The following is a 13029-nucleotide window of genomic DNA, read 5'->3' on the forward strand; positions in this document are numbered from 1 at the left end:
CTGGTCGAGCTGTTCGGCCTGGCCCGCGAGCTGAACGTGGACGCCGAGGGCATCGACATGGGCCCGTCCCCGACGGACGCCGCCCTGGCCGCCGACATGGCGCTGCCGATCGAGGAGCTCGAGCTCACGGTCCGCTCGTACAACTGCCTCAAGCGTGAAGGCGTCCACTCGGTGGGCGAGCTCCTGGCCCGTTCCGAGGCGGACCTGCTGGACATCCGCAACTTCGGTGCCAAGTCGATCGACGAGGTCAAGGCGAAGCTGAGCGGCCTGGGCCTGGCGCTCAAGGACAGCCCGCCCGGATTCGACCCGACCGCCGCCGCGGACGCCTTCGGGGCGGACGATAACGCGAGTACGGGCTTTATGGAGACCGAGCAGTACTGAACGCTGAGCCGGGTCGCGGGAGAGCCAGGAAGGCAGAGGAACCAGCGATGGGCACCGGCCGACCGCACCCGGCTCCCCGGGGGGTCACCGGCGGAGAGGCAGACGCCCAGGGCCTCCTAGCCTGATCGAGACGGCGAAGGTGGCCGCCCTCTCTGCCTTGTCCTGCCCTCTGTCCCCCAGGTGCGGCCGAGAACGCCGCGTGTCTTCGTCCGGCCCGGCCCCCGGTCATGCGGCTCGCCTCGAACCGTTTCGCCCGCCGTCACCGCGAGCAAGGGAAGTCGGCCTTCAGACGCCAGAAGCCCCGGACGAAAGATCGTCCGGGGCTTCTTCGCTGCTCGCGCACAGAGCCGACTGTCGGGTTCGAACCGACGACCTTCGCTTTACAAGTTCGATCTCCCCTCGGTCCCGGTCGCGTCCCGCACCGTGCACTGGTGCCACCCGTGACTGCTGCGTGTCGCCGTCGTCCGGGGTCGTTGATGTCAACTGTGGATGTCAGTGCGGCGCTTCGAGCTCTGGACTCAGTACGGCACTGCTGCTCGCGCTTGTTAAGCACCGGCACTCGAAGTCATGCCAGCCACACTAGTCTTGCCTGAACGAGTCAAAGTTGACATCAACGCATGGACATTCGGGGCAGACTATGACTGTTGCGACACTTGGTGCAGTTTTCCTATCTTGCTATGAAGCCATGAAGCGCGGAGAGATGATTCATCGCAGGAACAGGAGAGACAAGGAGTTCCATTTCCAGGATTGGGTTGGAAATCGACTCGACGAAACCGGCTTTTCCTGGGAGGAGACGAAAAGGAATAAGTATCCTGACTATGCCATGACACATCACCCTGAAGGGTATGAGGTTAAGGGCCTGGAGACTCCGGGACGTCAAGCGGATTTCGACTGCAATAGCCAGTTGGCCACGGGGCTACATGACGGCCGGTCTGTGTACTATATCTTCGGCAGGTACCCTAAAAAGCCCGAAGGCGATAAATTCCCTGTGCTCGACTTGGTCATCTGCCACGGCGACTTTCTGAACGCTAACCACGATTACGTTCACAAGAATGACAGTTTTCGCGACTTCGGGTCCTACGGGGATATTCTAGTTCGAGATCGAAAGATGTACGTGGCTCCGACTCCTTATGCGCTTGCGGAAGGGCTTGAGTCAAGCTGCACCTTGATTGCCCCAGAGGGGGAGGAGATTGACATGGCGGACCGACTTCGCGTGGTTGGACGTCTGAGTCGGAGAGCTGCTGATAGAATCGCAACGAAGTACACGTTCGACTTTCATGACAACTCGCTAAGAACAGAGCTTGCCGATAACCCGACAGCTGGGTCCACTTATAGCTTTAATGTATATAGGGCTAAGAGTGATCCGAGTGCCGATGTTGCCATGAAGCCGTCAAGGTCTTTTCCTCGGCAACTTTCATTGGGTGGAACTAGTGACCAACCTCAGCTTTGAGCCATCTCAGCTTTTCGGTAATGAAGCACAGGCTTATAGCAGAGTTCCCGAAGCAACTGCTCTGGAAGGCGAATTTCCGGCTGTCCCATTGAGTAAAATCGCGGAAAACGAGTCTTGGCGCAAAGAGGTCCACAGACCGGCTACCAGCACGCATAAATGGTGGGCTAAGCGTCTGGGGAGTGTATTCCGTGGCATCATTCTCGCAGCTGTGACGCAAAGTGGGGATGATGCTTTCAAGGCGTATTCCCGTCCGGCGGACATGCGAAATATGGTCGTGTTTGATCCATTTGCTGGCTCCGGGACAACCGCGGTTGAAGCTGCGAAGCTGGGTGCCAGTGTAATCGGATTCGATATCAACCCAGTCGCTACGCTCGTCCAGCGGCAGGCACTGCAAAGCTGGGACATGGCTGAGATCAACCGGGCATATAAGCTTGTCGAGTCGCGGTGCCGTGAAGAGATTGACCGGGTGCACCGGACTGAAAGTGGAGAGACGGTACTCTACTATTTCTGGGTAGCGGTAGCGGCGTGTCCGCAGTGCAAGGAGAAGACTCGTCTTTTTTCTTCGCAGGTGTTTTCACAGCATGCCTACCCTAAGCGTGTGCCTGAGGCCCAGATTGTCTGCCCGGAGTGCCTGGAAGTACAGGCTGGGCGATACGATTTTGAATGGGAGAAGTGTCGTAACGGACACGTTTTCCAGCGGGCGGGAGTCGTAAAGCGTAGCGTGATGGAGTGCCCTAATGGGCATACATCTAAGATCATCGATGCCTTGGGTGGCGAAGCTCCAGAGCACGAGATGTACGCGAAAATGGTACTGGGGTACGACGGTAGAAAGCGTTACGAGCCTATCACCGACTTCGATAGGGATCTGTACCAGGAATGCGCTGCAATCCTCGATAGGGAATCAGGGGACCTCGTATTCCCAGAAGGCCGCCTTGAATTGGGTGAGAACACCCGACAGGCCATGAGGTGGGGATTTGGCGAGTGGCGTAAATTCTTCAATGCGCGCCAACTCTATTCGCTAGGCATGCTCGGATCCGCAATCCGTGACGTAAGTGCGGGGAGTGCTGAGAGGGAGGCGCTGGCGGCACTTTTCTCGGGTGCGCTGGAGTTCAACAATATGTTCTGTTCCTTCAAGGGGGAAGGGACGGGGGCGGTTCGGCACATGTTCAGCAATCACATTCTGAAGCCTGAACGCATGCCGCTCGAGGCGCACCCCTGGGGGACTCCAGCTTCCTCGGGTTCCTTTTCTACGCTTTTCCGTAGCAGGATTGTGCGTGCGCATGAGTATAAGACCGTTCCGGTCGACCAAGTGATGCAGGGTGACACGATCCAGAGGCTGACGGGATTGTCTCAGCCTTTCGAAAGGCATTTGCTTGATTCCTGGGACGAAATTGGACTGACGAACGGTAAGGCGTATATCCGAAATGGGGACTCGTCGCAAACCGATCTGCCATCACGGTCGGTAGATCTCGTTGTGACTGACCCCCCCTACATGGACAATGTCCACTATTCTGAGCTGGCTGATTTCTTCCATGCTTGGCTACGGGGCATTGTTCCTTTCGCGGGATACCCTTCGTCCAAGGAGACGACGAGAAGTTCCGCCGAGGTCCAGAGCTCTCTTCCCGAACAGTTTGGTGACTCAATCTCGCGAGTTTGGGCTGAGTGTGAAAGAGTGATGAAGCCCGGCGCTCTGCTGGCTTTCACTTTTCATCAAGCTCGTATCGGGGGCTGGGTGAGCCTCGTAAAAGCACTTGCTGACGCGGGGCTTGGCGTAACTGCCATCCAGCCAATCAAGGGCGAGATGAGCACGAGTGTCACGAAGGGGGGTAAGGAGCCTTCTAATCTAGATTCAATCGTGGTGTGCAGGAGGAAGACCGAGATCGCTTCGGGAGATGCGTCACCTGAACGTGCGGCGGCTCGTGGAGAGCAGCTGTTGATCGACTTGCAGGAAGCAGGAATCCAGGTCGGAGTGGGTGACGTTAGGTCGGTTATTCGCGGACATGTGCTGGCCATGTATACACTTCGTGATGATCTAGATATTTCATCTTTGGTGGAATTGGCTGAGTCCCTTTCTCAAAAAAGTGTTAACCGAGTTTGCTGCTCGGGTGAAAACCAGCAAGGCTGATCCTTGGAGCGAGTCGCCGTTGGCGTCGTAAGGCTTTGTAGGGCAGCAGCTAGCGTGCGCGAGGTCGGCGGAGCGGCTTTGGGCTGGAGCTGCTTTGGGGCGAGAGATCATGGCCCCGTAAGCTTCCGGCGCGTCGGGCAGTCTGTGGACCTGCCCGCTAAAGCACGACGTTGGGGCCATGATCTTAGAGGCTCGCCCCAAAGTGGCTGCCTAAAGCCGTGGAGCCGACCGGCCCCAGCCACGACGTACCCCCTTCTCTGACATCAGGCGGCTGATTGCTGTGCGCGCGGCACGGGCGGCGGCCGGGGTGGAGCGGGGCGGAGACAGGAGCGCAGGCCCGGCCGGGGGCCGGGCCGCGCGCGGTGAGCGGAGCGAGCCGCCTTGAACCCGTAGAGAAGGTTGTAACTCACCTCTTGCGCTTGGTGCGTTCGTGCTCGGCGAGGGTGATGATGCGCTCTACGCCGTCGATCTGGTGCCGGAGCTTGTTGAGCACGTCGGTGCGGGCCGACTTGATGAGGTGGTCCGTGGTCGGCGTGGTGCCGGTGGCTGTTCCGCTGGGGACCCAGAACGTCTTGTGGCTGCACTCGCGCACGATGTCCTGGCAGGCGCGGATCACCCAGTTCATCGCCACCGTGATCTCCTCCCGGTGCAGCTGGTCCAGGTCCCAGCCGTCGTTGGTCTCCCGGCCGGCCGTCATTGGTCCGCCGTCTGGGGTGCTACGAGCTGGGCGGTGACCGTGCGGCCGTGCTTGCTGCCGGTGATGTCCAGGCGGCAGGCGAGTGCCATGACGATGCTTAATCCGCGGCCGTGGGTGTCGTACGGGTCGGCCTCCGTACGGCTGGGCTCCTCGGGGTGGCCTCCCTCGTCGGTCACGGAGATCGCGACGGTGCGCGGCAGCAACGACAGCGTGAGCTGGAATGTACCGAAGTCGCTGCCGCTCGCGGTGTGGCTGACGGCGTTGCTCCCGAGTTCGCTGACGATCAGCTCGGCGTCGTCCGCGCAGGGGTGGTTGCGGAGGATCTCCCGGGTCCAGCGGCGGGCGCGAGTCACTTCTTCGCGGAAACCTGGGCACATCAGGCCCCAAACTCGCGGGCCACTCATATACTCGTCCATACAAGTTCCTTCATGCTGGTAGGGGCGATGGATGGTGGGTTCGTGCTAGATGAGTCGCACGCCGTCGTGAGCGCGGATGGCTGGCGGGCTGGTGTTGTCGAGTGCGTCCAGGACGCGGATTGCGTATGCCTCGTCGGCGAGCTCGGTGACCTCTTCGCGGGTGGCCCAGCGCAGGGCGCGGGTCTCGTCTCCGGTGGTCGGGGTGCCGTCGATCGCCTGGCAGCGGAAGACCATGGAGACGATCAAGCCGGTCATGTTCTTGTAGACGCCGGTGAGGGTCGCGGGAAGCGCGATCTTGATCCCGGTCTCTTCGAGGACTTCGCGTTGGAGCGCGTCGGGGATGGTTTCTCTGCGTTCGAGCACGCCGCCGGGCGGCTCCCACTTACCGTTGTCCCGTCGCTTGATCAGCAGCGCACGACCCGCGTCGTCCACGATGACTCCGGCGACGCTTACGGAGTGCGGGCGCTCAGTGCTCACGTTCCTCGGCCCTCTCGGCTGGCTAGGCTCTCACCGTAGCAACCCGGGTCGGCCGCTCGTCTAGATACCTAAAGGAGTACATGTCCATGCCTTCTCTGACCTCGGTTCTGGGTGTCCTGGATCCGACGAGCGACCGGGCAGTGTTCCGGCAGATCGCCGACGCGCTGCGGGAGGCGATCGACAAGGGGCGCTTCCGGGAAGGTGACAAGCTCCCTTCGGAAACTGAGCTGGTCGAGCACTTCGGGGTGTCCCGGATGACCGTCCGCAACTCGCTCTCCCTGCTCCAGCAGGAAGGGCTGGTGGTTTCCGAGCACGGCAAGGGTGTCTTCGTGAGGCCCCGGCCCCCGGTCAGGCGGCTCGCCTCGGACCGCTTCGCCCGGCGCCACCGCGAACAGGGGAAGTCGGCCTTCACCGTGGAGGCCGAAGCCGCGGGAAGCCGTCCGGAAGTCGACGGCCTGGAGGTGAAGGAGGAACGCCCGTCGCCGGACATCTCCGCCCGGCTGGGCTCGCCCCGTAAGGTCCTGGCTCGACGGCGCCGGTATCTGCTGGACGGGCGGCCGGTGGAGTTCGCCACCTCCTACTTGCCGCTCGACCTCGCGCGGAACACTCCGATCGCCCAGCCCAACCCCGGCCCTGGCGGTATCTATGCCCGGTTGGAGGAGATGGGGCACCGCCTGGACCACTTCGACGAGGAGATCCGGGCCCGGATGCCCTCGCCTCAGGAAGTGCGGACGCTCCAGCTCGCCTCCGGTGTGCCGGTGATCCACCTTGTCCGGACCGCCTATGACTCCGAGGGGCGCGCGGTCGAGGTCTGCGACACGGTGATGGCCGCTGACGCGTACGTCCTCGCCTACCAACTGCCTGCCAACTGACGTGCGGCCGGGGCGTGGTGGCCCCGGAGCCACTTCTTCTGACTCGTACACACGAAGATGCATACTCGTATAGACGAGTGGGCAAGCTGTGTGGCAAGGTGGTCCCCGTTCCCGCTCGTTCGGGTTCGGATACCCCAACTCATCTAGACAACTAGGTCTGATGAAGTGCGAGACAAGGAGAAAGTGTTGCGTTCCATCCGCGTTGAGACCTCCGGTGCCACGGTCCTCCTGACCGAGGCACCGGAGCCGAAGGTCAAGGACCGGCAGACCGGCGAGATCGCCAAGGACGCGCAGACCGGTGAAGCGCTGATGAGGCTCGGCGTCGTCTACATCGACGGCGGGGAGTCCTCCTTGCTTCTGGTCACTGTGCCGGAGAGCGGCGTGACGGAGGGCCTGGCCCTCGGTTCGCCGGTCACGCTGATCGGGCTGATCGCCCGGCCGTGGGAGACGGTGTTCAACGGGCAGCAGCGGCACGGGATCGCCTTCCGGGCCGAGGCCATCGCTCCGGCCGCCATATCGGTGGGTGCGGGGGCCTGAGCCTGATGGCTGATGTGATGACGTTGATGGAGGTGGGTGGCCCGGTCGCCGGAATGGTTGGCGGGGCCGCCTACCTCCGGGCCCGGCATCCGGCCGCGTACTGGTCCACGGTCGGTCTGCCGTTCTCCACGGCGAAGCTGCTGGGCTCGTATGGGTCGGTCATGGATGCGTGCGGGCTGACCGTTCCGCCGTCCCGGCTGCGGGCCTGGGCGACACAGGCGCTCACCCACCGGGAAGTGCGGCCCGTCCCACCCCGGCGCGGGCTCATACGCCCCACCTCCACCGGGCTCCGCGTTCGCCTGCGGCTGGCCCCGGGGCAGGAACCGGCGGATGTCGGGACTTCGGCCGAACGGCTGCGTCACGCCTGGGGCGTTCACGGCGTGTACGTGGAGGTGGTGAAGCCCGGTGTCGTCGAGCTGCGGCTGATCGGCTTCGACGTACTCAGGAAGGTACGGATGCCACGGAAGACCGGTGGCGGATTCCTCAAGGTGCCCGTGGCGCTGAAGGAAGATGCGACACCGTTCATCCGGGACTACCGGACCATTCCGCACCAACTCACCCTGGGCGCCACGCTGTCGGGGAAGTCGATGTTCCTGCGCCACCTGATAGCCGGGCTGGCTCGGCAACGGGTCGCGCTGGTCGGGATCGACTGCAAGCGCGGCGTGGAGCTGGCGCCATTCGCTCCCCGGCTGTCGGCGCTGGCCACCGACCCTGTACAGGCGGCTGACCTGCTGCCTGTCCTCGTTGAACTGATGGAGGACCGATACGACTTGATCAAAGCCCGACAGGGCATCGCCCCGAGCACGCCGGATGAAGAGATCACCTCTGACGTCTGGGGCCTGCCGGAGGATGAGCTGCCCGTGCCGGTGGTGCTGCTCGTGGACGAGGTGGCCGAACTCTTCCTCGTCGCCACGCGGAAGGACGAGGAACGGCGGGACGAGATGGTCACCCAGCTCATCCGGCTCGCCCAACTCGGCCGTGCGGCAGGCATCTACCTGGAGGTCTGCGGACAGCGCTTCGGCGCCGAACTGGGCAAGGGCGCCACCATGCTCCGGGCCCAGCTGACCGGCCGTGTCTGCCACCGCGTGAACGACGAAGCATCCGCCAAGATGGCACTGGGCGACATCGCCCCCGAAGCGGTCGGGGCGGCCTGCGCCATAGCTCCCGAGCGGCCCGGCCTCGCGGTCGCTGGGGACACCTCCGGCGGCTGGTCCCGCATCCGCACGCCGTATCTCTCGCTCGGTGACGCTGCCGAAGTCTGCCGCGATACTGCGCACCTCGTTCCGGACCTGCCCACGCTGGAACCGTTCCGGCCCGATGTGCCGGCCGTTCCGGTGAGCGCTCTGACGTCAACGCTCCCAGCAAGCAAGTAGCCCACCCCTTCTCACGATCGGCGCGACCGCACCGCGCCATGTCCCTACCCCCGCCATGCCTGAAACCGATTGGAGTACCTGTGTCCCGTCCCTCCATCTCCGAGGTCTCCGCTCTTCTCGCTGACCTGGCCGACTTCCGCACGTCCGGCGCCGGGAATCACGCGGAGCTGATGAGCCGCAAAGCGGACCTGCTGGAGCGCATCGCCGCTGCCCGGCCTGGCGACCCCGAGGCCGCTGAGGTCGCAGCAGCCGCCCGCGCGCGTGCCGACGAACTCACGGCGGGCGACTGAACGGACTGAAAGGAGTCCCACCCATGCGCGCTCATCTGGCGCGGGTCGACGCGGTGCTTGTACAAGCGGTCATCGCCGCCGCGCTGTCCTTCGCCCACCTGCACGACTTGGCTTCGGCCGCCGGACAGGACGGGTGGAAGGCGTGGGCCTATCCGATCTCCGTGGACCTGCTGCTCGTAGCGGCCTGGAAGCGGCTTCGGTCCGGATCGTCCAAGGCGGCGGGCTGGTGCTGGTTCGTCGTCGCCTTGGCCGCGTCGCTCGGCGCGAACGTCGCCACTGCCGGACTGCTCGACCTGGCCGACGTCCCCGACTGGCTGCGCATCCTCGTCGCCGGATGGCCCGCCGTCGCCTTCCTCGGCGGAACGCTTCTCGCCCACACAGCACCAGCGGCCGAAGTCGAGTCGGCCCCGGTCGAACCGGAAACCGCGGGGCCACCCGCCGTCCCGGAGCCTGAGCCGAAACAGCCCGCTCCGCACGTCCCGGCCGCCCTCGTAACCCACGCCCGCAAGCTCGCCGACGAACACCACGCCCGTACCGGCTTGCCCATGGACACACCGATGCTCCGCGCCCGCCTCGGCGTCCCGGCGCCCCTGGCCGACGCCATCGCCGCCCACCTCTGAAAGGAGTCCTCCATGCTCCGCCGCTTCCGCAACATCCTCCGCATCGGCCCGGTCCGCATCGGCACCGCCAACGACCAACGGGGGCGTACGAAGCACACCGCCGTGTGCACCGCTCCCCGCTGCGACTTCTCCGCCGACTACGACACCCGGGCCGCCGCCGAACTGGCCGCCCGCACCCACCGCTGCCCCGTCCGCTGAAGGGAGTTCGTCCGTGACTGTCAGCCTGCCTCTGGTCTTCGTCCTGGGCGCCATCGCCTGGTTCGCGATCAAGTTCCTCGGCGTCCGCGTGTGGATCGCCGTCGTCATCGCGCTGTTCGGCTTCTGGCTCGCCCACACCGGGCTCGCACCCCTCGTGGAGTCCGGTACGCGCTCCGGAGTCGACACCGTCAACCGCGAACACGACTAGACGAGTAGCTGAGAGGAGACCACCGTGTTCCGACCGAAGTACCCCGAGGCTCCCACGCTGCCCACCGTCCACCTGCCCGGCCCGACTGCCCAGCACCACCACACTCCGACGGCCTGCGGGTGCCAGCACACCCACACGCCCGCTCCCCGGACTCCACTGCTCGGACTCAACGCCGGAACCGTCGGCGCCGTGATCACAGTCGGCATCGTCCTGACCGCGCTCCTGGCCGCCGTAGCCGTCACGGCCATCTCCGTCGCCGTGGCCGCCGTCGTCATGCGCTCGCTGCTCACCCGCCAGCGCCGCCGCTGACCCACACGAACACGACTGCCGGGGCGGCCTCGATACCGCCAAGCATCCGCCGCCCCGGCAGCCCAACCCCTTCTCGACCACAGCCGAAAGAGGTGACCCCCATCATCACCCGCACCACCCCGCCACCGCTGCCCCAACTCGGCAACCTGGCGGCACTCGGAACCATGCCCGCACTGCTCCGCCAACTCTCCGGCCTCGGCGGCTGCACCCACCCCATCCGCCTCGACGGTCACCGTACCGAGCACGAGGTGAACCAGGAAACCGGCGAGATCGGCCGCGTCCTGCACCACCTGAACTCCACCGACCTGCCCGCCGGGCACCTCCTGGTCCGCTGCAACAACCGCCGCACCACCCGCTGCCCGGCCTGTGCCGAGACCTACCGCCGCGACACCTTCCACCTGATCACCGCCGGACTGCGCGGCGGCAAGGGCACCCCGGAGACGGTCACCACCCATCCACGCGTCTTCGCCACCTTCACGGCGCCGAGCTTCGGCCCCGTTCACAATCGACCCTCCGGCCCGGCCGGTACCCACCGCCCGTGCCGCTGCGGCACACGACACGACCAGGAGGACGACGCCCTTGGCACCCCGCTCAACCCGACCACCTACGACTACGAAGCCGCGGTTCTCTGGAACGCCCACGCGGGGCTGCTGTGGCGGCGGTTCTCGATCTACCTGCGCCGGGAAGTCGCCAAGCGTGCCGGGCTCACTCAACGGGCCTTCCGTGACCATGCCCGGCTGTCCTTCGCCAAGGTCGCCGAGTACCAGAAGCGCGGCGCCGTCCACTTCCATGCCGTGATCCGCATCGATGGTCCTGGTGGCGGTGACACCCCGCCTCCGGCCTGGGCCACGGTCGAGCTGCTGACCGACGCCATCCGCGCAGCCAGCACCAGGGCCCAGGTCGACGGACCGGTGATCAACGACCGGGCCCACACATTCGCCTTCGGGGACCAGCTCGACGTACGCCCCATCCGTGGCGCGGACTTCAACGGCGGCCAGGAGCTGACCGATCGGGCCGTTGCCGCATACATCGCGAAGTACGCGACCAAGGGCGCCGAGACCGCCACCGGTGCCCTGGACCGGCCGATACGGCTCATCGCCGAACTCGCCCAACTCGACATCACCGACCACGCCCGCCGCCTCATCCGCACCGCTTGGGCCCTCGGCGCTCGGAAAGGCCTGGAACACCTCCGGCTCCGTGCCTGGGCTCACATGCTCGGCTTCCGGGGCCACTTCTCCACCAAGTCCCGCCGCTACTCCACCACCCTCGGCGCGCTCCGCGACGCCCGCGCCGCCTGGCGACGTGCCCAAACAGCCGCCGAGTTGGAGCAGGACGAGACCACGCTCGTCCTCGCCCACTGGGCCTACGCCGGTACCGGCCTCACCCCCGCCGAGGAATGGCTCACCGCCACCATCACCCCCGCTCCCGGAACGGAAGGAGAACCGACCCATGCATGACGACGAGCTGTTGACCGTGCGCGAAGTGATGGCCCGGCTGCGGCTCGGCCGCTCCACCGTCTACGACCTGATCCGTTCCCGTCGTCTGCCCTCGCTCACCATCGGCCGCTGCCGCCGCATCCCGGCTCAGGCCGTCCGCGACTACATCGCCAACGGACTGGAGGCAGCTGCCTGATGGCCGGACAGCGCAAGCGCAACCCCAACGGGGCAGGAACGATCACCAAGCGCAAGGACGGCCGGTTCCACTGCGCCGTGTACGTGCTCCAGCCGGACGGCACCCGTGCCCGGAAGTTCGCCTATGGCAAGACCTGGACCGAGTGCGACAACAAGCGCCGTGAGCTGCTGGCCAAGGTCGACGGCGGCATACCTGTGCCCACTCGTTCGGCCAAGCTCGCCGAATGGCTGCCGTACTGGCTCGACAACGTGATCAAGCCGAACCGGAAGCGAACGACGTACAGCAAGTACGCGATGCACGTACGGCTGTACTTGGTGCCCATGCTCGGGTCCAAGCGGCTGGAGTCCCTCAGCCCTCGGCACGTCCGGACGTTCCTCGCCGAGCTGGCGCGTACGACCACACCCGCCACGGCCAAGGAGGCTCACCGCGTGCTGCGTACGGCACTCACCGCCGCCTGCCGCGAAGAACTCGTCACCCGCAACGTCGCGTCACTCGTGGAGGCCCCGAAGGTGACCAGCCGAGAGACGACGCCGTGGTCGCTGGACGAGACCCTGAGATTCCTGGAGGAGGCGCGCCACGACTCTCTGTACGCGGCCTTCGTGCTCGCCATCGCGATGGGACTGCGGCGCGGGGAGGTGTTGGGGCTGCGCTGGTCGGACGTGGACCTGGACAAGCGCGTGATCCGCGTCGGCAACCAGGTGCAGCGCATCGGCGGTGAGCTGTACCAGGACACCACCAAGACCGGGAAGATCCGGCCGGTGCCGCTACCGCTGATCTGCTTGGCCGCGCTGCGCTGGCACCGGCTCCGTCTGACCAGCGCCCCCGCGCCCAGCGCCCTCGTCTTCACTACCCGTACCGGACGTCCGATCGAGCCGCGCAACCTCAACCGCTCCTTCTCTCGGCTCACCGACTCGGCCGGCCTCCGACCGATCCGGCTGCACGACGCCCGGCACGGCTGCGCCACGCTGCTCACGGCGGCCGGGGTGGCTCCCCGCGTGCTGATGGAGATCCTGGGGCACAGCCAGATCAGCATGACCATGGACGTGTACACGCACGTCGCGCAGGACACCCAGCGCGAAGCGATCAGCCACATGGACCGGCTGCTGAAACGACGGCCCAACCAAGACTGACCAGCGGCGTTCACCTGCGTTGATGTCACTTGTGGATGTCAAAAGCCCCGGACGGCAGACCGCCCGGGGCTTCTTCCCTGCTCAGACACAGAGCCGACTGTCGGGTTCGAACCGACGACCTTCGCTTTACAAGAGCGGTGCTCTACCAGCTGAGCTAAGTCGGCATCCCCAGCAGTGTACCCATCCCGAAGCGATGATCCATTCGAAAATTCAGACGCTTCGACTAGAGACAGATCACCCCCGCTCGGGATAGCGTCGCGCCAATCCACATGTGTGGAACAACCCACCTTTACTCGGATCGTCCGGCACGTTCC

The 13029-nt window shown here is 65.1% G+C and carries 17 protein-coding genes, 1 tRNA gene and 1 pseudogene; 15 read left to right on the forward strand and 4 right to left on the reverse strand.

The window, feature by feature from the left end; all coding sequences use genetic code 11:
- From AC07FT_RS34270 to AC07FT_RS34285, 4 genes and pseudogenes are all read left to right on the forward strand, one after another.
- A partial coding sequence (locus tag AC07FT_RS34270) for a DNA-directed RNA polymerase subunit alpha C-terminal domain-containing protein (RefSeq protein ID WP_471190995.1) occupies positions 1 to 381 on the forward strand: 381 nt, incomplete at its 5' end.
- Between the two features lie 203 nt (positions 382 to 584).
- Positions 585 to 668 (forward strand): annotated as a pseudogene (locus tag AC07FT_RS34275) (GntR family transcriptional regulator); the annotation flags it as partial.
- Between the two features lie 398 nt (positions 669 to 1066).
- Positions 1067 to 1831, forward strand: coding sequence for a hypothetical protein (locus tag AC07FT_RS34280; protein ID WP_479180013.1), 765 nt, complete (start codon positions 1067 to 1069; stop codon positions 1829 to 1831).
- A complete protein-coding gene (locus tag AC07FT_RS34285; protein WP_479180014.1) occupies positions 1803 to 3956 on the forward strand; it encodes a DNA methyltransferase in 2154 nt (717 codons plus the stop codon). The genes AC07FT_RS34280 and AC07FT_RS34285 overlap by 29 nt, the downstream gene beginning before the upstream one ends.
- Positions 3957 to 4362: 406 nt before the next feature.
- Here AC07FT_RS34285 and AC07FT_RS34290 read toward each other — a convergent pair whose 3' ends face one another.
- From AC07FT_RS34290 to AC07FT_RS34300, 3 genes are read right to left on the reverse strand one after another with little or no spacing between them, the layout of a single operon-like run.
- The gene (locus AC07FT_RS34290) at positions 4363 to 4653 is read right to left on the reverse strand and encodes a hypothetical protein (protein ID WP_479180016.1); all 291 of its coding nucleotides are present in this window, start codon (positions 4651 to 4653) and stop codon (positions 4363 to 4365) included.
- Positions 4650 to 5069 (reverse strand): ATP-binding protein, encoded by a 420-nt coding sequence (locus AC07FT_RS34295; protein WP_479180017.1) that lies wholly within the window; start codon positions 5067 to 5069, stop codon positions 4650 to 4652. The genes AC07FT_RS34290 and AC07FT_RS34295 overlap by 4 nt, the downstream gene beginning before the upstream one ends.
- A gap of 45 nt (positions 5070 to 5114) precedes the next feature.
- Positions 5115 to 5546 carry an NUDIX hydrolase gene (locus AC07FT_RS34300; protein WP_479180018.1) on the reverse strand — a complete coding sequence of 144 codons (432 nt, stop codon included), beginning with the start codon at positions 5544 to 5546 and terminating at the stop codon, positions 5115 to 5117.
- Between the two features lie 86 nt (positions 5547 to 5632).
- Between AC07FT_RS34300 and AC07FT_RS34305 the strand changes: the two genes are divergently transcribed.
- From AC07FT_RS34305 to AC07FT_RS34355, 11 genes are all read left to right on the forward strand, one after another.
- Positions 5633 to 6418, forward strand: a complete 786-nt coding sequence (locus AC07FT_RS34305) for a GntR family transcriptional regulator (protein ID WP_479180061.1) — start codon at positions 5633 to 5635, stop codon at positions 6416 to 6418.
- A 186-nt stretch (positions 6419 to 6604) separates the two neighbouring features.
- Positions 6605 to 6955 (forward strand): SCO3933 family regulatory protein, encoded by a 351-nt coding sequence (locus AC07FT_RS34310; protein ID WP_479180063.1) that lies wholly within the window; start codon positions 6605 to 6607, stop codon positions 6953 to 6955.
- Between the two features lie 5 nt (positions 6956 to 6960).
- Entirely contained in the window at positions 6961 to 8328 is a 1368-nt protein-coding gene (locus tag AC07FT_RS34315) for an FtsK/SpoIIIE domain-containing protein (protein ID WP_479180020.1), read from the forward strand.
- 80 nt (positions 8329 to 8408) lie between these two features.
- Positions 8409 to 8618 carry a hypothetical protein gene (locus AC07FT_RS34320; protein WP_479180021.1) on the forward strand — a complete coding sequence of 70 codons (210 nt, stop codon included), beginning with the start codon at positions 8409 to 8411 and terminating at the stop codon, positions 8616 to 8618.
- Positions 8619 to 8641: 23 nt separating this feature from the next.
- Positions 8642 to 9238 (forward strand): DUF2637 domain-containing protein, encoded by a 597-nt coding sequence (locus tag AC07FT_RS34325; protein WP_479180022.1) that lies wholly within the window; start codon positions 8642 to 8644, stop codon positions 9236 to 9238.
- Positions 9239 to 9250: 12 nt separating this feature from the next.
- Positions 9251 to 9436, forward strand: coding sequence for a mobile element transfer protein (locus AC07FT_RS34330; RefSeq protein WP_479180024.1), 186 nt, complete (start codon positions 9251 to 9253; stop codon positions 9434 to 9436).
- A gap of 13 nt (positions 9437 to 9449) precedes the next feature.
- Positions 9450 to 9644: a hypothetical protein gene (locus AC07FT_RS34335; RefSeq protein ID WP_478771926.1), complete on the forward strand. Its 195-nt coding sequence runs from the start codon at positions 9450 to 9452 to the stop codon at positions 9642 to 9644.
- Positions 9645 to 9668: 24 nt separating this feature from the next.
- Positions 9669 to 9953: a hypothetical protein gene (locus AC07FT_RS34340; RefSeq protein WP_479180025.1), complete on the forward strand. Its 285-nt coding sequence runs from the start codon at positions 9669 to 9671 to the stop codon at positions 9951 to 9953.
- A 164-nt stretch (positions 9954 to 10117) separates the two neighbouring features.
- Positions 10118 to 11410, forward strand: a complete 1293-nt coding sequence (locus AC07FT_RS34345; RefSeq protein ID WP_479180064.1) for a replication initiator — start codon at positions 10118 to 10120, stop codon at positions 11408 to 11410.
- A complete protein-coding gene (locus AC07FT_RS34350; protein WP_479180026.1) occupies positions 11403 to 11585 on the forward strand; it encodes a helix-turn-helix domain-containing protein in 183 nt (60 codons plus the stop codon). The genes AC07FT_RS34345 and AC07FT_RS34350 overlap by 8 nt, the downstream gene beginning before the upstream one ends.
- The gene (locus AC07FT_RS34355) at positions 11585 to 12715 is read left to right on the forward strand and encodes a tyrosine-type recombinase/integrase (RefSeq protein ID WP_479180027.1); all 1131 of its coding nucleotides are present in this window, start codon (positions 11585 to 11587) and stop codon (positions 12713 to 12715) included. Before AC07FT_RS34350 ends, AC07FT_RS34355 begins: the two co-directional genes overlap by 1 nt.
- Positions 12716 to 12806: 91 nt before the next feature.
- On the opposite strand, the gene AC07FT_RS34360 is transcribed toward AC07FT_RS34355, so the two are convergent.
- Positions 12807 to 12879: transfer RNA gene (locus AC07FT_RS34360), tRNA-Thr, on the reverse strand.
- Positions 12880 to 13029 lie beyond the last annotated feature (150 nt).

This window comes from Streptomyces sp. NPDC045899 (assembly GCF_056431485.1).